Annotated in this window: 18 protein-coding genes; 11 read left to right on the forward strand and 7 right to left on the reverse strand. The window is 65.7% G+C overall.

The features are described from left to right. Nucleotides 1–23: 23 nt before the first annotated feature. Entirely contained in the window at nucleotides 24–617 is a 594-nt protein-coding gene (locus tag ACYUME_RS13000) for a TetR/AcrR family transcriptional regulator (RefSeq protein WP_279888096.1), read from the reverse strand. Between the two features lie 103 nt (nucleotides 618–720). Here ACYUME_RS13000 and ACYUME_RS13005 point away from each other — a divergent pair, with 103 nt between their 5' ends. Next, nucleotides 721–2088 (forward strand): MATE family efflux transporter, encoded by a 1368-nt coding sequence (locus ACYUME_RS13005; protein ID WP_460419242.1) that lies wholly within the window; start codon nucleotides 721–723, stop codon nucleotides 2086–2088. Here ACYUME_RS13005 and ACYUME_RS13010 read toward each other — a convergent pair. After that, a complete protein-coding gene (locus tag ACYUME_RS13010; protein WP_460419244.1) occupies nucleotides 2079–2408 on the reverse strand; it encodes a cupin domain-containing protein in 330 nt (109 codons plus the stop codon). The two genes, ACYUME_RS13005 and ACYUME_RS13010, sit on opposite strands and share 10 nt — an antisense overlap. A 59-nt stretch (nucleotides 2409–2467) precedes the next feature. Next, nucleotides 2468–3079: a LysE family translocator gene (locus ACYUME_RS13015; RefSeq protein WP_460419246.1), complete on the reverse strand. Its 612-nt coding sequence runs from the start codon at nucleotides 3077–3079 to the stop codon at nucleotides 2468–2470. A gap of 98 nt (nucleotides 3080–3177) precedes the next feature. On the opposite strand from ACYUME_RS13015, the gene ACYUME_RS13020 reads away from it, so the two are divergent. Continuing rightward, the gene (locus tag ACYUME_RS13020) at nucleotides 3178–4179 is read left to right on the forward strand and encodes a GlxA family transcriptional regulator (protein ID WP_279888091.1); all 1002 of its coding nucleotides are present in this window, start codon (nucleotides 3178–3180) and stop codon (nucleotides 4177–4179) included. 26 nt (nucleotides 4180–4205) lie between these two features. Here the strand turns inward: ACYUME_RS13020 and ACYUME_RS13025 are convergent, their stop codons facing one another. Next, nucleotides 4206–5063 carry a CAP domain-containing protein gene (locus ACYUME_RS13025; RefSeq protein ID WP_279888090.1) on the reverse strand — a complete coding sequence of 286 codons (858 nt, stop codon included), beginning with the start codon at nucleotides 5061–5063 and terminating at the stop codon, nucleotides 4206–4208. Nucleotides 5064–5322: 259 nt separating this feature from the next. Between ACYUME_RS13025 and ACYUME_RS13030 the strand changes: the two genes are divergently transcribed. Beyond that, nucleotides 5323–7491 (forward strand): TonB-dependent receptor, encoded by a 2169-nt coding sequence (locus tag ACYUME_RS13030; protein WP_460419249.1) that lies wholly within the window; start codon nucleotides 5323–5325, stop codon nucleotides 7489–7491. 35 nt (nucleotides 7492–7526) lie between these two features. Here the strand turns inward: ACYUME_RS13030 and ACYUME_RS13035 are convergent, their stop codons facing one another. The 3 genes from ACYUME_RS13035 to ACYUME_RS13045 form a co-directional block, all read right to left on the reverse strand. Further along, the gene (locus tag ACYUME_RS13035; RefSeq protein ID WP_279888088.1) at nucleotides 7527–8138 is read right to left on the reverse strand and encodes a cell wall hydrolase; all 612 of its coding nucleotides are present in this window, start codon (nucleotides 8136–8138) and stop codon (nucleotides 7527–7529) included. Between the two features lie 48 nt (nucleotides 8139–8186). After that, nucleotides 8187–9104, reverse strand: coding sequence for an AEC family transporter (locus ACYUME_RS13040; RefSeq protein WP_460419250.1), 918 nt, complete (start codon nucleotides 9102–9104; stop codon nucleotides 8187–8189). A 109-nt stretch (nucleotides 9105–9213) separates the two neighbouring features. After that, nucleotides 9214–9564, reverse strand: a complete 351-nt coding sequence (locus ACYUME_RS13045) for a response regulator (RefSeq protein ID WP_460419252.1) — start codon at nucleotides 9562–9564, stop codon at nucleotides 9214–9216. 254 nt (nucleotides 9565–9818) lie between these two features. Here ACYUME_RS13045 and ACYUME_RS13050 point away from each other — a divergent pair, with 254 nt between their 5' ends. From ACYUME_RS13050 to tpx, 8 genes are all read left to right on the forward strand, one after another. Next, complete coding sequence (locus tag ACYUME_RS13050; protein ID WP_460419253.1) at nucleotides 9819–13286, forward strand: response regulator; 3468 nt, start codon at nucleotides 9819–9821, stop codon at nucleotides 13284–13286. 4 nt (nucleotides 13287–13290) lie between these two features. Continuing rightward, on the forward strand, nucleotides 13291–14112 hold the full coding sequence (locus tag ACYUME_RS13055) for a CheR family methyltransferase (protein WP_279888084.1): 822 nt from the start codon (nucleotides 13291–13293) through the stop codon (nucleotides 14110–14112). Continuing rightward, nucleotides 14109–14684 carry a chemotaxis protein CheB gene (locus ACYUME_RS13060; protein WP_279888083.1) on the forward strand — a complete coding sequence of 192 codons (576 nt, stop codon included), beginning with the start codon at nucleotides 14109–14111 and terminating at the stop codon, nucleotides 14682–14684. Before ACYUME_RS13055 ends, ACYUME_RS13060 begins: the two co-directional genes overlap by 4 nt. Next, nucleotides 14678–15904, forward strand: a complete 1227-nt coding sequence (locus ACYUME_RS13065) for a hybrid sensor histidine kinase/response regulator (RefSeq protein ID WP_279888081.1) — start codon at nucleotides 14678–14680, stop codon at nucleotides 15902–15904. Before ACYUME_RS13060 ends, ACYUME_RS13065 begins: the two co-directional genes overlap by 7 nt. A gap of 44 nt (nucleotides 15905–15948) precedes the next feature. Next, a complete protein-coding gene (locus ACYUME_RS13070; protein WP_279888080.1) occupies nucleotides 15949–16326 on the forward strand; it encodes a response regulator in 378 nt (125 codons plus the stop codon). Between the two features lie 131 nt (nucleotides 16327–16457). Continuing rightward, the gene (locus tag ACYUME_RS13075; RefSeq protein WP_460419255.1) at nucleotides 16458–17654 is read left to right on the forward strand and encodes an amino acid aminotransferase; all 1197 of its coding nucleotides are present in this window, start codon (nucleotides 16458–16460) and stop codon (nucleotides 17652–17654) included. A 307-nt stretch (nucleotides 17655–17961) separates the two neighbouring features. Then, a complete protein-coding gene (locus ACYUME_RS13080; protein WP_460419257.1) occupies nucleotides 17962–19242 on the forward strand; it encodes a serine/threonine transporter in 1281 nt (426 codons plus the stop codon). A gap of 164 nt (nucleotides 19243–19406) precedes the next feature. Further along, a complete protein-coding gene (tpx, locus tag ACYUME_RS13085; RefSeq protein WP_460419258.1) occupies nucleotides 19407–19907 on the forward strand; it encodes a thiol peroxidase in 501 nt (166 codons plus the stop codon). Nucleotides 19908–19957: the final 50 nt, after the last annotated feature.

Consider the following 19957-nt stretch of genomic DNA (forward strand, 5'->3'; position numbering starts at 1 on the left):
CCCATGTAGTGATGAGTAAGCACTCAGGCCTGCAACCCCTCCATCAGGCAGCGCAACGCCCCCTTCACCCGCTCCGCCGCCGCCTGCGGATCGTCCTGGGCGATCACCCACATGCCGCTGTCGCCCATCGCGCCGTTGATCAGGTGCGCCATGGCCACGGGGTCGAAGGCGCGCAGCCTGCCGGCTTGCTGCAACTCCTCCAGCCCCTGGGCCATGGGGCCGATGTAGCTGGCTTCCTCCAGCTCGCGCAGCCGCGGGCCGAGCACCCCGGGAGCGTCCTGCAGCAGGATGCGCCGCAGGGCTGGCTCGTGCAGCAGGTCGTAGTAGTACAGGCAGGTGTCGATATAACCCTCCCACGGGTCGTCGTGGGTGGCGTAGCGGGCGTCGATCGCCTGGTTGATCTCGTCGAGCAGGTGCTCCACCACGGCGGTGAACAGCCCGGCCTTGCCGCCGAAGTGGTGGTGCAGGGCGCCACGGGTAAGGTCGGCTTCGGCGCACAGCTCGTCCATCACCACGGCGGCAAAGCCCTTTTCGGCGAACTGGCGACGGGCGACGGCGATCAGCCGTTCGGTGGTGTCCGCGCTCATGGCGGCGCGACTGCGGCGAGGGGTGGGCATGGAGGGCTCCGGGTAAAAAGCGATGGCTGCAAATTAGCATACGTTGCGTATGTCAATAAATAGCATTAGCATACGCGACGTATGTCAATTGGAGGTTACGACCGTGACTGCCCTCGTTTCACGCAAGAACGTTGCCTGGCTGGGTGAGCTGCCGGGCCTGTTGCGCCTGGCGCTACCGCTGGTGCTGGGCCTGTCGGCGGCCGAGCTGATCAGCCTGACCGACACCGTGCTGCTGGCTTCGCTGGGCACCGTGGTGCTGGCCTGTGTCGCGCTGACCAGCAGCGCCGGGCTGATCTTCCATGCCGGGCTGTACGGCATGCTCGCCACCCTCAGTGTGCGCGTCGGCCATGCCTACGGCGCCGACGACCCCGGCGCCGTGGCGCGCACGCTGCGCGCCGGGCTGGGCTACGGCCTGCTGGTCGGCGTCCTCGGTTGCCTGGCGATGCTCGCCAGCCTGCACGTGGTGCAATGGCTAGGCGTGCCGCTGCCGGACGTGGCGCTGCTGACACCTTACTGGCAGGCGATGGCGGTCTTCCTGATCCCGTACTGCCTGGCCGTGGTGTTCAAGGATGTGCTTGAGGCCATCGGTAGGCCGTGGACGGGCGTGCTGCTGGTGATGAGCGCGGTGCTGTTCAATATTCCGCTGAGCTATGGCCTGATCCATGGGCACTTCGGCCTGCCGGCGCTGGGCCTGGTGGGCGCCGGCATCGCCGGGGTGATCGCCGAGTCGCTGGCCGTGCTGCTGGCGCTGGTCTACTGGTGCCTGGCGCCGTCGCTGGCGCGCTATCGCCAGGCCCCGCGCGGGCCGCGGTTGGCCTGGCGCACGTTGCTGGGCGAGGGTTGGCCGCTGGGGCTGGGCTACTTGGCCGAGGCGGGCGCGGTAGTGATCGCCGCCTGGATGCTCGGCTGGCTGGGCAATGCGGCCTTGGCGGCCAACCAAGTGGTGCAGTCGATCGGCGCGCTGCTGTACATGCTGCCCTTGGGCATGGCCGCGGCGGTAAGCATCCGCATCAGCCAGGCCCAGGGCCGCGGCGAGGCGGCGCGCATTCGCGCCATCGGCAGCGCCACCTTTGCCAGCGTCACCGCCTGGATGCTGGTGGCCACCGTGCTGCTGGCGCTGTTCGGCCGCTCCATCGCCGAGGCCATGAGCGACGACCCGCAGGTGATCGCCATCGCCGTGCCGATGTTCGTGGTGGTCGCGGCCATGCAGGTGGCCGACGGCCTGCAGTCCACCGCGCTGGGGGCGCTACGCGGGTTGCAGGACTACCGCTGGCCGGTGGGGGTGACCCTGGTCAGCTACTGGCTGCTGGCACTGCCGCTGAGCTACTGGCTGGCTTTCCACTCCTCGCTGGGCGCGGTCGGCGTTTGGGTGGGCTTCGCCTGTGGCCTGGCCGTGGCGGCGGTGATGCTGCCGTGGCGGTTCTATCGGTTGCAGGCGATGCCCGCCACGGCGGCACTGGCTCAGGCCTGATAGAACACTGCCAGCCACACCGTGGCCACGCCGGCCTCGGTCCACTCGACCCGGTGGCGGCAACCGGGTGGGATGTCCAGGTGGTCGCCGGGGTGCAGCACGCGGGTTTGCGGCTCGTGCTCCAGGCGCAGCCCGGCACTGCCACTGAGCACCACCACCCATTCGCCTTCGGCCTGGTCGTACCAGAACCCCGGTGGGCTGGCCTGGCCGCTGGAGACGATGCGCTCGATGCGCAGGCCTGGGCGACGAAGCAGGTCGGTGAACTGCTCCTCGGCATCGGGCGCCAGTGGCGGCAGGGCCGCGAACAGATTGGCGGGCATGGGCGACTCTCATCGGCGAAGGCGGTATGAGTGTAGGACGTATTCGCCCTTTGGCTTGCTCAGCGTCCCAACGGCAACGCCACGCCGATCAAGGCGAACAGACTCCCGCAGCAGCGGTTGAAACCCCGGCCCCCCTTGGCCAGCCATGGGCGGATGCGAAACGCCAGACGCGCCAGCAGGTACTCGACGAGAAACTCGACGCTGACGAAGGTCACCGCCATCACCACGAACTGCACCGGCAAGCCGCGTTGCGGGTCGATGAACTGGGGCAGGAAGGCGCCGTAGAACAACAGCACCTTGGGGTTGGCCAGCGCCGACAGACAGCCCTGGCGGAACAGTCCGGCGTTGCTCAGCCGGGCGCTGCCCCGGGCCTGTTCCAGTTGCAGCGCCGGGGTACGCCAGAGCTGGATGCCCAGCCACAGCAGATAGGCGCCTCCCAGCCACTTGAGCACGGTCAGCAGCGAGGCCGAGGTCTGCAGCAGCGCGCTCAGGCCGAACATCGCCAGGGCGATCAAGGTGCCGAAGCCCAGTACGCCACCAAGGATGGTGAACAGTGTGCGCCGGGCGCCGTACAGCGCGCCGTGGGTCAGGGCCAGCAGGCTGTTCGGACCGGGGGTCAGCGACAGGCCGATGCTGGCGAGCAAGTAGAGAAGCCAGGTGTCGAGTGCCATGGTGATGCCTAGTGATGGTTCAGGGCGCCAGTGTAGGACAGGGCGGAGGATTTAAAGGGTAGTATTAGGACATTTAATGGTCATATCTGGACACCTTCATGACGCCCGACCTGCGCCTGCTGATTCTGCCGCTGCCAGAGTTCGCCTTGCTGCCCTTTGGCGCCTTCCTCGACAAGCTGCGTTTCTCCGCGGATGACGAGGACTACAGTCGCCAGCGCTACTGCCGCTGGACGGTAATGGGCCTGGATCTGCAGCCTGTGGCGTCGAGCAGTGGCGCCGTCGTGCAGGTCGAGGTTGCCCACGATCAGGTGGATTGGCGCGAACACGACTACCTGGTGCTGTTCGGCGGGCGCAATGCCAGTGCCACGGCGGCCCTGGCGCCACGCTACAAGGCAATGCTCAAGCAGGCGGCAAAGGCCGGGTTGAAGCTGGTATGCGTCGACAACGCGGCGTTCCTGCTGGCCGCCTGCGGTTTGCTGGATGGCCACAAGGTGGTGCTGCACTGGCGCCATGAGGCCGAGTTCCGGGTAGCCTTTCCCCGCGTGCGCCTGCTGACCGGGCAGCTCTATTGCTTCGACGGTGCCCGTGTCACCTGTGCTGGCGGCACCGCGGCCATCGACCTGGCGGTGGAACTGATCGCCCGCGCCAGTGGCCGTGCCCGGGCGCTCAAGGGCCTGGCCGACATGCTGGTGGACGAAAGCCGCGACAGTCGCCACGCCTTGCGCTCGCTGGAGATCGAGGCCACTGGGGGACGGCAGCTGCAACGGGCCATGGCGCTGATGCGTCATCACCTGGCGTCGAGGCTGCCTGTCGAAGCGCTGGCGGCGGAGCTGGGCATCAGCCGGCGGCAGCTGGACCGCCAGTTCCAGGCTTGCCATGGCATGAGCGCCAAGGCCTGGTGGTTGGAGCTGCGCTTGCAGCAGGCACGCTGGCGCTTGCTCAACTCCAGTCACAGCCTGGCGCAGATCGCCGATGAAGTGGGCATGGCGGACGCCAGCCAGCTGGGCAAATGGGTGCGACGGCGCTTTGGCTGCACGGCGATGGCTTTGCGCAGGTCCGAGTCGGTCTCATCGCGGGGCAAGCCCGCTGCCACCGGCTGACACGTGGTGTCTCTGGCGATGTGGGCTCACTGTGGTGTGCCGAACAGCCCCGTCCAGTAGATCCCGGCGTCGCTCTTCGGATCCACGGCATAGGCCGCGCCCAGCTCGCGAAAGTCCGGGTTCATCAGCGTGGCGCAGTGCCCGGGGCTTGCCAGCCAGCCATCGACCACCTTGCGCGCGGTGTCGCGTCCGGCGGCGATGTTCTCGCCGATCTGCCGGTACAGGTAGCCGGCCAGCTCCGCCCGATCGCCCGGGGTGCGGCCGTCGCGGTCGATATGGTCGAAGAAGTTCTGGTTGGCCATGGCCCGCGTGTGGTTGGCGGCTACGCCGGCCAGGGTCGCGTTCCAGCTCAGTGCCTGGGCGGCGGGGAAGGGCTGGCCGCCGCATTGGCGGGGGACCTTGCGCGCGGCGTTGACCTCCTGCAGCAGTTTCTGCCCCTCGGCCTGCCAGTCACCCAGGCGTCCGCTCAGCAATGGCCGGGCCAGGACGATGCGCCAGTCGCGGCCTTCCTGGCTGACGCCGATATCGACGAACTGCGGGTCGAGCACTACCTGGCAGAAACTCTCTGCGATGGCGTTCATCGCCGCCTTGGCATCCCGTGGCCCGGACAGGCTGATGGCCTGGACATTGACCATGGGGTAGGCGGCGCGAGTCATGGCCTGTTGCAGGTCGCGGGTGCCTTCGGGCGACAGGGCCAGGCGGGTATCGCTGTTGAGCGGTGGCAGCTCCAGCGAGGCTTCGCCACCGCAGCGCTGGGCCTGGCTGCGGTAAGCGTTGATCGTATCGATCAGTTGCGCCTCTTCACCGGTGATGGCCAGGGCGCTGGTCGAGGCGAGCAGGCCCAGCGACAGGCCGAAGAGGCAGGCAACGGATGGGACGCGCATGTGGATCTCCCTGTAACTGGCAGCGTCTGGATCTGCGCTGCTCATCCTACACAAGCGCACGGCTTTTGGCCCGGCGATGTGCTGTGCAATGGAAATGTCGGCAATCGGTTGCTGGCGGCATAAGAGGGGGTAGACCGCTGGTCGGCGGGAAAGTGCGATTGTTTGGTAATAATTCGCAATATCGGCTAGAAACACTACTCGATAACCCTATGTTTCTCATCTGCCAGGAAGGCTCCCCTCCATCAACCAGGAGCCTTTCATGGCGCGTACCTGTCCGTATCAATCGACCCTGCTGGCCTTGTGCTGTTCCGTCGCTGTCACCGCTCACGGTGCCGATGGCCCCATCGAGCTGGATGCCACCGCCATCAACGCCGAAGCGGCCAAGGCGCCGCGCGGCGAGTTGCCCGAGACCTATGCGGGCGGCCAGGTGGCCCGGGGTGGGCAGATGGGCGTGCTGGGCAACCAGGACATGATGGACGTGCCGTTCACCATGACCAGCTATACCGCGCAGCTGATCCAGGATCAGCAGGCAGAAGATGTCGGCGACGTGCTGCTCAACGACCCGTCGGTGCGTCAGTCGTTCGGCTTCGGCAACCAGTCCCAGGTCTTCGTCATCCGGGGCCTGCCGCTCAATGGCGACGATGTCGCGTTCAATGGCCTGTACGGCGTGCTGCCACGGCAGATGATCTCCACCGACGCGGTGGAGCGGGTCGAGGTATTCAAGGGGCCCAATGCCTTCCTCAACGGCGCCAGCCCCACCGGCACGGGCCTGGGCGGCAACGTCAACCTGCAGCCCAAGCGCGCCGGCGACACGCCGACCCGCCGCTATACCCAGGACATCAGCAGCGACGGGCGCATTGGCGAGCACCTGGACATCGGTCAGCGCTTCGGCGAGGACAACCGTTTCGGCGCGCGCCTGAACCTGTCCCAGCGCGAGGGCGAAACGGCGGTGGACGATCAGGACCAGCGCAGCAAGCTGTTCGTCGCCGGGCTCGACTATCGTGGCGACGACTTTCGCCTGTCCGGTGATTTCGGCTACCAGAAGCAGCGGGTCAACCACCTGCGCAACTCGGTGCGCCTGGGGGCCGGGCTGACCGACATCCCGCGCGCGCCGGACGCCGACCACAACTATGGCCAGGACTGGGCCTGGACCGAGACCGAGGACACCTTCGGCATGGTTCGTGGCGACTATGACTTCAACGACAACTGGAGCGGCTACCTGGCCGGCGGCATCAAGCACACCCACGAGAACGGCTTCTACGGCACGCCGATCCTCACCAATGCGGCCACCGGCGCGGCCACCATCGGTGGCTCGAAGATTCCCCACAACGAGGACAACACCACCTTCATGGCTGGCATCAACGGCCGCCTGCAGACCGGGCCTGTGAGTCACCAGTTGAACATCGGCGCGGCGAGCATCTGGACCCAGCAGGAAAATGCTTTCGTCTTCTACAACTCGCAAGCCACCAACATCTATCGCACCGACCCGTTGCCCAAGCCGACCACGCCCACCTTCGTCGGTGGCAAGCTGGATGATCCGGGGGTCACCGGCAAGACCCGCAACCGCAGTATCGCGCTGTCCGACACGGTGGGGCTGTTCGACGACACCTTGCTGCTCACGGTGGGCGTGCGGCGCCAGCAACTGCGGGTCGAAGGTTATGCCTATGATGGCCCGGGGGCGGACCTGGGGCGCAACGCGTTCTATGACGAGACCGTCACCACCCCGGTGTACGGCATCGTCTACAAGCTCAACCCGTCGGTCTCGCTGTACGCCAACCGCATCGAGGGCCTGGCCCAGGGCGCCACGGCCTCGGGCCAGGTGATCAACGTCGGGGAAGTGTTCCCGCCGGCCAAGACCAAGCAGATCGAGGCGGGGGTGAAGCTCGACTACCAGCGCTTCGGTGGCAACCTGGCGGTATTCCGTATCGAACGGCCCACCGACGGCTTCGTCGAGGGCAATGTGTTCGTCCAGGACGGCGAGCAGGTCAACAAGGGCATCGAGCTCAGCGTGTTCGGCGAGCCGCTGCGCGGCCTGCGCCTGATGGCCGGGGGGACGCGCATGGACACCGAGCTGAAGAACACCCAAGGCGGCACGGCCGATGGCAACCATGCCGTGGGCGTGCCGACCTTCCAGCTCAACGCCAGCGTTGACTGGGACGTGCCGGGGCTCGAGGGTGTCGCGCTCAACGCGCGCATGCTGCGCACCGGGGGGCAGTACGCCAACCCGGCCAACACCCTGAGCCTGCCGACCTGGAACCGCTTCGACGTGGGTGCGCGGTATCGGTTCAAGGTACAGGAGAAGGACGTGACACTGCGGGTGAACGTGGAGAACCTGACCGACAAGAACTACTGGGCGTCGGCCAACGGCGGCTACCTGACCCAGGGCGATCCACGGTTGGTGAAGTTCTCGGGATCGATCGATTTCTGAGCCGTAGTGCTTTGAAGGCGTGCTCTGCGGTGGCGCTACCGAGCCAGCGCCTGGTTCGGCTTGTAGAACAGGAAATGCGTGGTCTCGGCCGTCTTGCGATAGGCCTTGGCCCAGTCGGGATGCACGTTGCGGTCGTGGAAGTAGAGCGCGCCGCCGGTGGCATCCTTGAGTTGCTGGTTCAGCGCCTTGCGCGCGATCTCCTTGGCCACCGCATAGCGTTCGGCTTCCTCCACCTGGTCGGAGCGCCCGTCGCACCACCAGGAGAACTGGCAGCTCTTGTTCTCCACACCCTGCTTGACCACCCCGCAGATGCTGTCCGGGAAGCCCTCATGGCCGAGGCGATTGAGCACCACGCTGGCCACGGCGCTCATGTCCTGGGCATCGGCGCCCTTGGCTTCCCAGTAGAGGGTGCGCGCCAGACAGGTGATGCTGTCGTCCATGGGCGCCTGGCCTGCGGGGTCCACCGCCTGGGCTTCGCTGGGCGTCAGGGTTTCCGCCTTTTTCGGTGGTGGCGCATCTTCGACGACCTTTTCCTCGAGGGCCTGGGCCTTGTCTTCGGCAACCGCGGCCTTCTGGCTGTCGGCGGCGAGGAGCGGGCCTGCGAACAGGGTCAGGGACAGACCGAACATCATCCAGGCGAGGCGCATGTCGAGATTTCCGCGGGGGTGGCTTGCCCACAGTCTAGCCGTGTCGCGTCAACTCAGCGTCAAGGTCAGCATCAGCGGCAGGGTGGCGGCGGCAGCGACGGTCTGCAGGGCGATGATGGTCGCCATCAGCGGCGCGTTGCCGCCCATCTGCCGGGCCATGACATAGGATGACGACGCCGTGGGCAGGGCCTGGAACAGCACCGCCACCACCGCGGCCTGGCCCCCGAGCCCGAGCAGCCGGCACAGGCCCCAGGTGGTGAGGGGCATTACCAGGAACTTGAACAGCGATGCCGCCAGCAAGGGCTTTACCTGCTGGCCGAGGCGCGCGCCGCCGAGCGCCGCGCCCACGCAGAGCAAGCCCAGCGGCAGCGCGGCCTGGCCCAGCGCCTTGACCGTCGGCTCCAACCCGGCCGGCAGGCCAAGGCCGCTCACCCGCAGCAGCAGGCCGCCGGCACAGCCGACGATCAGTGGGTTGGCGAAGATCGCCTTGAGCACGCTGGCCAGGGAACTGTGGCGCGCGCTGAAGCGGGCGAATACCAGCACGCAGAGCAGGTTCACCAGCGGCACGATGGCCGCGTTGGCCACGGCGGCCAGGGCAATCCCGGCACTGCCGTAGATGCCGGCGGCGAGGGTGGCGCCGATGTAGTTGTTGAAGCGCACCCCGCCCTGGAACACCGAGGTGAAGTCGGCGCCGTCGTGGCTGGCGAGCCCCTGGTAGAAAACCAGCAGCAGGGCGCCGAGCAGGGTGGAGAGCATCAGCACGCCAACCATGCCCAGCACGGGCACGCCATCCAGGTTGGCGGTGGCCAGGCCATGGAGAAACAACGACGGCAGCAGCACGTAGTAGCTCAGGCGCTCGGCGCCGGGCCAGAAGCTTTCGGCGAGAAACCCTCGCACGCGCAGCCAGGCGCCCAGGGCAATGAGCAGGATGATCGGGACGAGGGTGGTCAGCAGCAGAGCGAGCATGGGCCGGTTCCGTGGTCGGGTACCGGCACAGGGTAAGGGGGGTGATCAACAGAAAAAAACGTTGTTTTCTGCAGTGAGTGTTGAGGAAAACTTCATGGTTGGGGAGCGGTCACTGCGTGGCGAGCATCTCGATCACCTTTTTGCGCAACTGCTCGATGCTGAACGGCTTGCCGATCAGATGCATGCCCTCAGGCACTTCGAAGTTCTCGGCGTAACCACTGGCGAACAGCACCGGCAATGTCGGCCGGACCTCGCGGGCCCTGGCGGCCAGCGCTTCGCCGCGCATGTCGGGCAAGCCGACATCGGTCATCAGCAAGGCCAGGGGCTGGTCGGGATCTTCGAGGATCTTCAGGGCTGCACTGGCACTGTCCGCCTCGAGGGCGGTGTAGCCCAGTTCGTCGAGCACTTCGACTATCAGCATGCGTACGATGTCGTCGTCTTCGACTACCAGAAGGTGCATGGCGCGGGTCCTGTTTCGGTGGAGTGTCTCTACTCTGTGCCCGAGGCGGTGGCAGAAGTTCCCAGCTTAACGGCCTGGGCAAATAGATGGAACGATTGGCGCACAGCGCCTTCAAATACTGGCTAAATGCCCTGCCAGATCGGCCAAAGCTGGTTAGACTCGCTGTATTTCCCGGTCGGCATGGCGCAGGGCAATTCACACACGATGTGGCAGCCATGCTGTTCAATGGACTTTTTCACTCGGGCATCTTCCAGATGATTCAAGCAGCCTCGATGGACCAACGCAGCTTTCGCAAGCTGCTCAGCCGCAACGTCGGCCTGCCCCTGGGCGTGGGGCTCCTGGGGGCCGTGGCGTTCGTCGCGGTGATCAACTACCTGCTCTCGGCCATGCAGTGGGTCGAACACACCGACCGGGTGATCGGCAACGCCAACGAGACGGTCAAGCTGTCGATCGACATGGAAACCGGCATGCGCGGCTTCCTGATCACCGGCGACGAGCGCTTCCTCGACCCCTACGAGGTGGCCAAGCCGCGAATTTTCAGCAGCCTCGACAGCCTGCGCGGCATGGTCGAGGACAACCCCCAGCAGGTCGATCGCATCGACCGCCTGGTGGCGTTGCAGCGGGCCTGGAACGATTTCGCCGGCGAGATGATCAACCTGCGCCGCGGCAAGGGCGACTACCAGATGCCGATCGGCAATGGCCGGGGCAAGCGCATCACCGACGAAATTCGCAGGGAGTTCGACGGCTTCGTCGCCACCGAGCAGCAACTGCGCATGGCGCGCAATGAAAAGGTCAGCAGCGTCACGGTGACGGCGATCAGCGCCTTCGTGCTGTTCATCATCGTCCTGAGTGGCTTGCTCGCGTACCTGGGACGCCGTGACCTGCTGGCGCTCTCCAGCAGCTACGTCGACAACCTGCAGGCCCAGCAGCGCAGTGCCGAGCGCCTGGAACACCAGGCCTGGCTGCGAGCCGGGCAGACCCAGCTGGCCGAGCAGGTGCTGGGCCAGCTCACCCTGCCGATGCTGGGCGACAATATCCTGCGTTTCTTCGCCGGTTATCTCGGCAGCGTCGTTGGCGCGCTGTACGTGCGTGACGAACATGGCAACCTGGTGCGCGTGGCGTGCTATGGCCTCGATGCCGAGCAACAAGGGCGCGATCCGCGCCTGGGCGACCATGGCAGCCTGCTCGGCCAGGCCGTGATGCAGGGCCGGCTGCTGAGCCTGGATGACCTGCCCGAGGACTACTATCGCCTCAGCTCGGGCCTGGGCAGCGGCTTGCCGCGTAGCGGCCTGCTGATGCCGGCCAGGGACGACGGGCGCATCAATGGCGTGCTCGAACTGGGCTTCCTGCGCCCATTGCAGGCGCGCGACAGCGAACTGCTGGAACGGGTCGCGGAAAACGTCGGCATCTCCATCGAAAGCGCTCGCTACCGTCAGCGACTCCAGGAGGTACTGGCCGAGACCCAGCAACTGAACGAGGAGCTGCAGGTCCAGCAAGAGGAACTCAAGACCGCCAACGAAGAGCTCGAAGAGCAGTCGCGCGTGCTCAAGGAGTCCCAGGCGCACCTGGAGACCCAGCAGGCCGAACTCGAGCAGACCAACGAGCAGCTGGCCGAGCGCACCGAGGCCCTGGACCGCAAGAACGGCGAACTCAACCAGGCGCAACTGGAGCTGCAGGCCCGCGCCGACGACCTGCAGCGCTCGAGCAAGTACAAGTCCGAATTCCTCGCCAACATGTCCCATGAGCTGCGCACGCCGCTCAACAGCTCGCTGATCCTGGCCAAGCTGCTGGCCGAGAACGGCGAGGGCAACCTCAGCCAGGAGCAGGTGAAGTTCGCCGAGTCGATCTATTCGGCCGGCAACGACCTGCTCAATCTGATCAACGATATCCTCGATATCGCCAAGGTCGAGGCCGGCAAGCTTGAAGTGCGCGCCGAGACCACGCCGCTGGAGCGCCTGGTCGACGGCCTGCAGGCCATGTTCCAGCCGCTGGCGCGGGACAAGGGCCTGAACTTCGAAGTGCAGCTCGAACAACCGTTGCCGGCGAGCTTGTTCACCGACCGCCAGCGGCTGGAGCAGATCCTCAAGAACCTGTTGTCCAACGCCATCAAGTTCACCGAACGTGGCCAGGTCAGTCTGCGCATCAGCTACCAGACCGGCATGGGCCTGGTCTTCGCGGTGCGTGACACCGGCATCGGCATCGCCGCCGACCAGCAGCAGGCGATCTTCGGCGCCTTCCACCAGGTCGACGGCACCAGCAACCGCCGCTACGGCGGCACTGGCCTTGGGCTGTCGATCTCCCGTGACCTGGCACACCTGCTCGGCGGCCAGATCAGCGTCGACAGCAGCCCGGGCCAAGGCAGCGTGTTCAGCCTGATCCTGCCTGAGCGCTTCGAGCCTTCGGCGCAGCAGCCGGAAGTCCACAGCCTGCGCCCGACGGTCGACGAGCTGCCCCCCGCGCCCCAGGTGCCCGCACCGACGCGGCCCGAGCGTCCGACCCCGGTCTTTGCCGACGATCGCGAGCGAGCACCGTTCGCCAATCGCTGCATTCTGGTGGTCGAGGACGAACCGAATTTCGCCCGCATCCTCTACGACCTGGCCCATGAACTGGGCTACAGCTGCCTGGTCGCCCACGCCGCCGACGAAGGCTTCGAACTGGCCGCCCGCTACTTGCCGGACGCCATCCTGCTGGACATGCGCCTGCCCGACCATTCCGGGTTGACCGTGCTGCAGCGTCTGAAGGAACAGGCCGGCACCCGTCATATCCCGGTGCATATCATCTCGGTGGAGGATCGCGTCGAGGCGGCCATGCACATGGGCGCGGTCGGCTACGCGGTCAAGCCCACCAGCCGCGAGGAGCTCAAGGCGGTGTTCGGTCGCCTTGAGGCCAAGCTCACGCAGAAACTCAAGAAGATCCTGCTGGTGGAGGACGACGACCTGCAGCGCGAGAGCATCGCCCGGCTGATCGGCGACGACGACATCGAGATCACCGCCGTGGCCATGGCCCAGGATGCCCTGGCGTTGCTGCGCGAGAACATCTACGACTGCATGATCATCGACCTCAAGCTGCCCGACATGCTCGGCAACGAGCTGCTCAAGCGCATGACCGCCGAGGACATCCGCAGCTTCCCGCCGGTGATCGTCTACACCGGACGCAACCTGACCCGCGAGGAAGAGGCCGACCTGCTCAAGTACTCGCGCTCGATCATCATCAAGGGCGCGCGCTCGCCCGAGCGCCTGCTCGACGAAGTGACGCTGTTCCTGCACAAGGTCGAGTCGCAGCTGTCCAACGAGCGCCAGCGCATGCTCAAGACCGCGCGCAGCCGCGACAAGGTGTTCGAGGGGCGCCGGATCCTGCTGGTGGACGACGATGTGCGCAACATCTTCGCCCTGACCAGCGCCCTGGAGCACAAGGGCGCGATCGTCGAGATCGGCCGCAACGGACGCGAGGCCATCGAGTGCCTGGAGGCCAACGACGACATCGACCTGGTGCTGATGGACGTGATGATGCCGGAGATGGATGGCTACGAGGCCACCCGGCTGATCCGCCAGCAGCCACGCTGGCGCAAGCTGCCGATCATCGCGGTGACCGCCAAGGCGATGAAGGACGACCAGCAGCGCTGCCTGCAGGCCGGCGCCAACGACTACCTGGCCAAGCCGATCGACCTGGACCGCTTGTTCTCGCTGATCCGCGTCTGGCTGCCGCAATTGGAGCGAATCTGAAATCTTGACCAGTGAACGCAACACCGATATCGAGATCCGACTGCTGATCGAGGCGATCTACCTCAAGTACAGCTACGATTTTCGCGACTACTCCGGCGCCTCGATGAAGCGCCGGATCCTTCATGCCCTGCGCCAGTTCGACTGCCGCACCGTGTCGGCGCTGCAGGAGCGGGTGCTGCACGACCCAGGCATGTTCCTCGAGCTGCTGCAGTACCTGACGATCCCGGTCAGCGAGATGTTCCGCGATCCGGGGCATTTCCTAGCGCTGCGCAACGAGGTGGTGCCGCTGCTGCGCACCTGGCCGTCGATCAAGATCTGGATCGCCGGCTGCAGCACGGGCGAGGAGGTGTATTCCATGGCCATCCTGCTCCGCGAGGAGGGCTTGCTGGAGCGCACCATCGTCTATGCCACCGACATCAACCCCCATTCGCTGGAGAAGGCCAAGCAGGGCATCTATTCGATGCAGAGCATGCGCGAGTACGAAGAAAACTACCGCAAGGCCGGCGGGCGCCGGGACTTCGCCGAGTACTACACCGCCGCCTATGGCAACGCCATCATGGACGGCAGCCTGCGCGAGAACGTGACGTTCGCCGACCATAGCCTGGCCACCGACAGCGTGTTTTCCGAGACGCAGCTGGTGTCGTGCCGCAACGTGCTGATCTATTTCAACAAGGACCTGCAGGACCGTGCCCTCGGGCTGTTCCACGAGTCCCTGTGCCATCGCGGCTTCCTGGTACTGGGCAGCAAGGAATCGGTGGACTTCTCGGCCTACGGCGAGCGCTTCGAGCCGCTGGTGCGGCCCGAGCGGATCTACCGCAAGGTATGAACGGCGTGCGCGCGATCGTCATCGGCGCCTCGGCGGGCGGCGTTGCGGCGCTGTTCGCCGTGCTGGGCGCGCTGCCGGCCAGCTTCGCGATCCCGGTGCTGTGCGTGCTGCACCTGCCGGACGATCGTCACAGCCAGCTGGCCGAGGTCCTGCAAAGGCGCCTGCATCGCCCGGTGCGCGAGGCGCTCGACAAGGCGCGGATCGAGCCGGGCCTGATCTATGTGGCGGGGCCCGGCTACCACCTGTCGGTGGAGCGCGACTTCACCCTGTCGCTCAGCCAGGAGGCGCCGGTGCACTTCTCGCGACCGGCGATCGATTTTCTCTTCGAGTCGGCGGCCGATGCCTATGGCCCCGGCCTGCTCGGCGTGCTGCTCACCGGCGCCAACGAAGATGGCGCCCTAGGGCTGTTACGGATCAGACAAAGCGGTGGCCGGACAGTGGTCCAGGATCCCCGCGAAGCACAGGTCGCGCTGATGCCGGAGGCCGCCCTGGCCCTGCAGGCGCCCGACCATATTCTCTCTCTGAGCGGTATCGGGCAGTTGCTCGCTACCCTGGAACCCCGCGAATGCTAAGTCACATCACCGCCAAACTGCTGATCGTCGACGACCTGCCGGAAAACCTGCTGGCGCTGGACGCCCTGATCCAGGGAGAGGACCGCGAGGTGCATCAGGCCCAGTCCGCCGAGCAGGCGCTGTCACTGTTGCTCGAGCATGAGTTCGCCCTGGCCATCCTCGATGTGCAGATGCCGGGCATGAACGGCTTCGAACTGGCCGAGCTGATGCGCGGCACGGAAAAGACCCGCAGCATTCCCATCGTCTTCGTCAGCGCCGCCGGGCGCGAGATGAACTACGCCTTCAAGGGCTATGAAAGCGGCGCCGTGGACTTTCTGCACAAGCCGCTCGACACCCTGGCGGTCAAGAGCAAGGTCTCGGTGTTCGTCGACCTGTTCCGCCAGCGCAAGGCGCTGGACCGGCAGCTGCAGGCGCTGGAGCGCGGTCGCGAGGAACAGGCGCAGTTGCTGGCGCAACTGGAGCTGGCGCGTGGCGAGCTGGAGCGGGCGGTACGCATGCGCGATGATTTCATGTCGATCGTCTCCCACGAGGTGCGCACGCCGCTCAACGGCCTGATTCTCGAAACCCAGCTGCGACGCATGCATCTGTCTCGGGGCAACCTGGCGGCCTTCAGCGAAGACAAGCTCAAGGCGATGGTCGAGCGTGACGAACGGCAGATCAACAGCCTGATCCGCCTGGTCGAGGACATGCTCGATGTGTCGCGGATCCGTACCGGCAAGTTGTCGATCCGGCCCAAGGCTTTCGATCTTGGGCAATTGGCGCGAGGCCTGGTGGAAAACTTCGCCGCCCAGGCCGCCGCCCTGGATACCCGTATCGACCTCGCGTGTTGCGAGGCGTTGCAGGGCGAGTGGGATGAGTTTCGCATCGAGCAGGTGCTGGCCAATCTGCTGTCCAACGCCTTGCGCTATGGTGAGCGCAAGCCGGTGCAGGTACGGGTGTTCGAGGATGCTGGCATGGCGTGCGTGCAGGTGCGCGACCACGGCATTGGCATCAGTGCGCAGAATCAGCGACGGATCTTCCAGCAGTTCGAGCGTGTGGCCGCGCACCAGGCCAGCGGCGGGCTGGGGCTGGGGCTGTACATCTCCGAGCAGATCGTGCTGGCCCATGGTGGGCGTATCCAGGTCGAAAGCGAAGAGGGCGCGGGTGCGACGTTCACCCTTCACCTGCCGTTGTCAGTGGTACGGCAATCCAGCGATCAGGCGCGGGCAACCTCTGCGTAACCTTGGGGTCTGATGGCCAACTGGTTGAATTCGAAGGCGTTGTCATGAGTGAAGATGCACAAGATGTGGTATTGATCGTCGAGGATGAACCGGCGATTCGCATGATCCTGCGCGACTACCTGGCGGGCGAGGGCTACCACGTGCTGGTGGCCGAAGATGGCGAGCAGGCGTTCGCCATTCTGGCCAGCAAGCCGCACCTGGACCTGATGGTCACCGATTTCCGCCTGCCGGGCGGGATTTCCGGGGTGGAGATCGCCGAGCCGGCGGTGAAACTGCGGCCTGACCTGAAAGTGATCTTCATCAGCGGCTATCCTGCGGAAATTCTCGAATCCGGGAGTCCGATCGCCCGGCGGGCGCCGATCCTGGCCAAGCCGTTCGACCTGGATACCTTGCACGAAGAGATCCAGGCGCTGTTGCGTTAGCCGCGGGTGCGGCGGTCGATGCGGCGCTGCATCGACTTCCTTGCATTTCGGTGATGTTCCTCGCGGCTCACTGCGGGTATCCTCGGCTGATCTTTCCGCGAACCGAGTTGATTTCCAAGGAGCTGCACGCTGTGTTCAAACATGTCGATGCCTACGCCGGCGACCCGATCCTTTCGTTGATGGAAACCTTCAAGGCCGATCCTCGTGCCGACAAGGTCAACCTGAGTATCGGCCTGTACTACGACGAAGCCGGGGTGGTGCCGCAACTGGCGGCGGTGGGCGAAGTGGAAAAACGCCTGGCCGACCAGCCTCACGAAGCCTCGCTGTACCTGCCGATGGAGGGCCTGGCCGCCTATCGTCAGGCCATTCAGGCGCTGCTGTTCGGCGCCGACCATTCGGCCGTGACCGAGGGCCGGGTGGCCACCGTGCAGACGGTGGGTGGCTCGGGCGCGCTGAAAGTCGGCGCCGACTTCCTCAAGCGTTACTTCGACGGCGCCGAAGTCTGGGTCAGCAACCCGACCTGGGATAACCACCGGGCGATCTTCGAAGGCGCGGGCTTCAAGGTGCACAATTACCCGTACTTCGACAATGCCACCCGTGGCGTGGACTTCGCCGGCATGCTGGCGACCCTGCAGACCCTGCCGGCGAACAGCATTGTCCTGTTGCACCCGTGCTGCCACAACCCCACCGGTGTCGACCTGGACCAGAACCAGTGGCAGCAGGTGATCGAGGTGGTCAAGGCGCGCCAGTTGATCCCGTTCCTCGACATCGCCTACCAGGGCTTTGGCGAAGGCCTGGTGGAGGACGCCTACGCCATCCGCGAGATGGCCCGTGCCGGCGTGCCGTGCCTGGTCAGCAACTCGTTCTCGAAGATCTTCTCGCTGTACGGCGAGCGGGTAGGGGGGCTGTCGGTGGTCTGCGACGATGCCGCGACCGCCTCCAGCGTGCTCGGCCAGCTCAAGGCCACCGTGCGCCGCAACTACTCCAGCCCACCTGCGTTCGGCGCCCAACTGGTCGCCGGCGTGCTGGGTGATGCCGCGCTCAATGCCCAGTGGGCGGCGGAAGTGGAAGTGATGCGCAAGCGTATCCTGGACATGCGCCAGGGGCTGGTCGACCTGCTCGGCGAGCTGCTGCCGGGCCAGGATTTCCAGTTCTTCCTGCGCCAGCGCGGCATGTTCAGCTACACCGGCTTCAGCGTCGAGCAGGTGCGTCGCCTGCGTGACGAGTTCGGCGTGTACCTGATCGACAGCGGCCGGGTGTGCATGTCCGGGCTGCGTCCGGCCAACCTGCGCCAGGTGGCCGAGGCGTTCGCCGCCGTTCAGAAGTAACCTGCCTGGGGCCGCTTTGCGGCCCTTTCCGGCCGGTCCGGCGCCCCGGCAAGGCCGCTCCTGCAGCAATCAGCGTTTTCTGCAGGAGCGGCCTTGCCGGGGCGCCGGACCGGCTGGAAAGGGCTGCAAAACAGACCCTCCAGCACAACCCGCTTGTAAAGACAAGTGCAACCGTCCCTCGGGCGGGGCTTCCCCAAGTGCAACCTTTGCATGCACAATCGCGGCCCCTTTCCCGGTTGAGTTGGGCGAAACGTCTATTTCGCCATTCTCAGCCTGTTGCAGTCTTGCGAGTGGAGCTTCACCCGGAATGAATGAGCAGGCCCCAAGCGTTGAACAACGCTTTGCAGAATCGACCCCCGCCACCCTCGGCAGCTGGTCGCGTCACGACACCACCTGGATGCTGGGCCTGTTCGGCACGGCCATCGGCGCCGGAACCCTGTTCCTGCCCATCAACGCCGGCCTTGGCGGTTTCTGGCCGTTGCTGGTCCTGGCCTTGCTGGCCTTCCCCATGACTTACTTCGCCCACCGCGGCCTGACCCGTTTCGTGCTCTCCGGCAGCAAGGGCGGCGACATCACCGAAGTGGTCGAGGAGCATTTCGGCATCACCGCCGGCGCACTGATCACCATCCTGTACTTCTTCGCCATCTTCCCGATCCTGCTGATCTACAGCGTGGCGCTGACCAACACCGTCAGCAGCTTCATGGAGCACCAACTGCACATGACGCCGCCGCCTCGGGCGATCCTGTCGTTCGTGTTGATCCTCGGCCTGCTGGCCATCGTGCGCTGCGGCGAACAGGCCACGGTCAAGGTCATGAGCCTGCTGGTCTACCCGTTCATCGTCGCCCTGGCGCTGCTGGCCCTGTACCTGGTGCCGCACTGGACCGGTGGGATCCTCGACACCGCGGCGCAAGTGCCGTCCGGCTCGGCCTTCCTGCACACGGTGTGGCTGGCGATCCCGGTGATGGTGTTCTCGTTCAACCATTCGCCGATCATCTCCGCCTTCGCCGTCGACCAGAAGCGTCGCTACGGTGAGCACGCCGACGAACGCAGCGGGCAGATCCTGGGTCGCGCCCACCTGCTGATGGTGCTGATGGTGCTGTTCTTCGTGTTCAGCTGCGTGCTGACCCTGAGCAGCGCTCAACTGGCCGAGGCCAAGGCGCAGAACCTGTCGATCCTGTCGTACCTGGCCAACCACTTCGAGCAGCCGGCCATCGCCTTCGCCGCGCCCTTGATCGCCTTCATCGCCATCGCCAAGTCGTTCCTGGGCCACTACATCGGCGCCAGCGAGGGCCTGAAAGGCATGATCGTCAAGGCCGGCATGCGCCCGGGCGCCAAGGCCCTGGATCGCATCGTCGCCGCGCTGATGCTGGTGGTGTGCTGGATCGTCGCCACCCTCAACCCAAGCATCCTGGGCATGATCGAATCCCTGGGCGGTCCGATCATCGCCGTGCTGCTGTTCCTGATGCCGATGTACGCCATCCGTCGCGTGCCGTCGATGCGCAAGTACAGTGGCGCGCTGTCCAACGTGTTCGTGGTGGTCATTGGCCTGGTAGCCCTGACCTCGGTGGTATACGGCCTGCTGGCCTGACGCCACGTTCAGTCCAGGTGCCCGGGTCGGTTGTCGCCACCCGGGCATTTTCTTGTCCGCGAAAATTGTCCGGCAATACAACAATTTCATGTTTGCTTATAGGCACTTGCGCGGCTTCATGCTTAACTCAGGGTCTTTTTCAAACCCGCATAAGGAATTCCGCCATGGCTCAAGTGACTCTCAAAGGCAACCCGGTTCAGGTCAAAGGCGAACTGCCGAAGGCTGGCGCCGCAGCGCCGGCCTTCTCCCTGGTCGCGGGCGACCTGTCCGACAAGTCGCTGAAAGACTTCGCCGGCAAGCGCAAGGTGCTGAACATCTTCCCGAGCGTCGATACCCCGACCTGCGCCACCTCCGTACGCAAGTTCAACGCCCAGGCCAATGACGTGGCCAACACCGTGGTGCTGTGCATCTCCGCCGACCTGCCGTTCGCCCAGGCGCGCTTCTGCGGTGCCGAAGGCCTGGAGAACGTGAAGAACCTTTCCACGCTGCGTGGCCGCGAGTTCCTGGAAACCTACGGCGTCGCCATCGCCGACGGCCCGCTGGCCGGCCTGGCGGCCCGCGCCGTGGTGGTGCTGGACGAGAACGACAAGGTGCTGCACAGCGAGCTGGTCGGCGAAATCGCCGATGAGCCGAACTACGATGCGGCGCTGGCTGTCCTGAAGTAACACCACGCGCCCGGTGGGGCCCGCTCCCACTGGTACGTCACACCCTGTAA

Source organism: Pseudomonas sp. microsymbiont 2, assembly GCF_054788395.1.

Excerpts from the sequence above, each read along its gene's own strand:
- ACYUME_RS13080 (WP_460419257.1), top strand. The coding sequence starts at position 17,962 with ATGAATGAGCAGGCCCCAAGCGTTGAACAACGCTTTGCAGAATCGACC.
- ACYUME_RS13010 (WP_460419244.1), bottom strand. The coding sequence starts at position 2,408 with ATGCCCGCCAATCTGTTCGCGGCCCTGCCGCCACTGGCGCCCGATGCC.
- ACYUME_RS13060 (WP_279888083.1), top strand. The coding sequence starts at position 14,109 with ATGAACGGCGTGCGCGCGATCGTCATCGGCGCCTCGGCGGGCGGCGTT.
- ACYUME_RS13045 (WP_460419252.1), bottom strand. The coding sequence starts at position 9,564 with ATGCACCTTCTGGTAGTCGAAGACGACGACATCGTACGCATGCTGATA.
- ACYUME_RS13040 (WP_460419250.1), bottom strand. The coding sequence starts at position 9,104 with ATGCTCGCTCTGCTGCTGACCACCCTCGTCCCGATCATCCTGCTCATT.
- ACYUME_RS13050 (WP_460419253.1), top strand. The coding sequence starts at position 9,819 with ATGATTCAAGCAGCCTCGATGGACCAACGCAGCTTTCGCAAGCTGCTC.
- ACYUME_RS13065 (WP_279888081.1), top strand. The coding sequence starts at position 14,678 with ATGCTAAGTCACATCACCGCCAAACTGCTGATCGTCGACGACCTGCCG.
- ACYUME_RS13020 (WP_279888091.1), top strand. The coding sequence starts at position 3,178 with ATGACGCCCGACCTGCGCCTGCTGATTCTGCCGCTGCCAGAGTTCGCC.
- ACYUME_RS13030 (WP_460419249.1), top strand. The coding sequence starts at position 5,323 with ATGGCGCGTACCTGTCCGTATCAATCGACCCTGCTGGCCTTGTGCTGT.
- tpx (WP_460419258.1), top strand. The coding sequence starts at position 19,407 with ATGGCTCAAGTGACTCTCAAAGGCAACCCGGTTCAGGTCAAAGGCGAA.
- ACYUME_RS13000 (WP_279888096.1), bottom strand. The coding sequence starts at position 617 with ATGCCCACCCCTCGCCGCAGTCGCGCCGCCATGAGCGCGGACACCACC.
- ACYUME_RS13070 (WP_279888080.1), top strand. The coding sequence starts at position 15,949 with ATGAGTGAAGATGCACAAGATGTGGTATTGATCGTCGAGGATGAACCG.
- ACYUME_RS13025 (WP_279888090.1), bottom strand. The coding sequence starts at position 5,063 with ATGCGCGTCCCATCCGTTGCCTGCCTCTTCGGCCTGTCGCTGGGCCTG.
- ACYUME_RS13035 (WP_279888088.1), bottom strand. The coding sequence starts at position 8,138 with ATGCGCCTCGCCTGGATGATGTTCGGTCTGTCCCTGACCCTGTTCGCA.
- ACYUME_RS13015 (WP_460419246.1), bottom strand. The coding sequence starts at position 3,079 with ATGGCACTCGACACCTGGCTTCTCTACTTGCTCGCCAGCATCGGCCTG.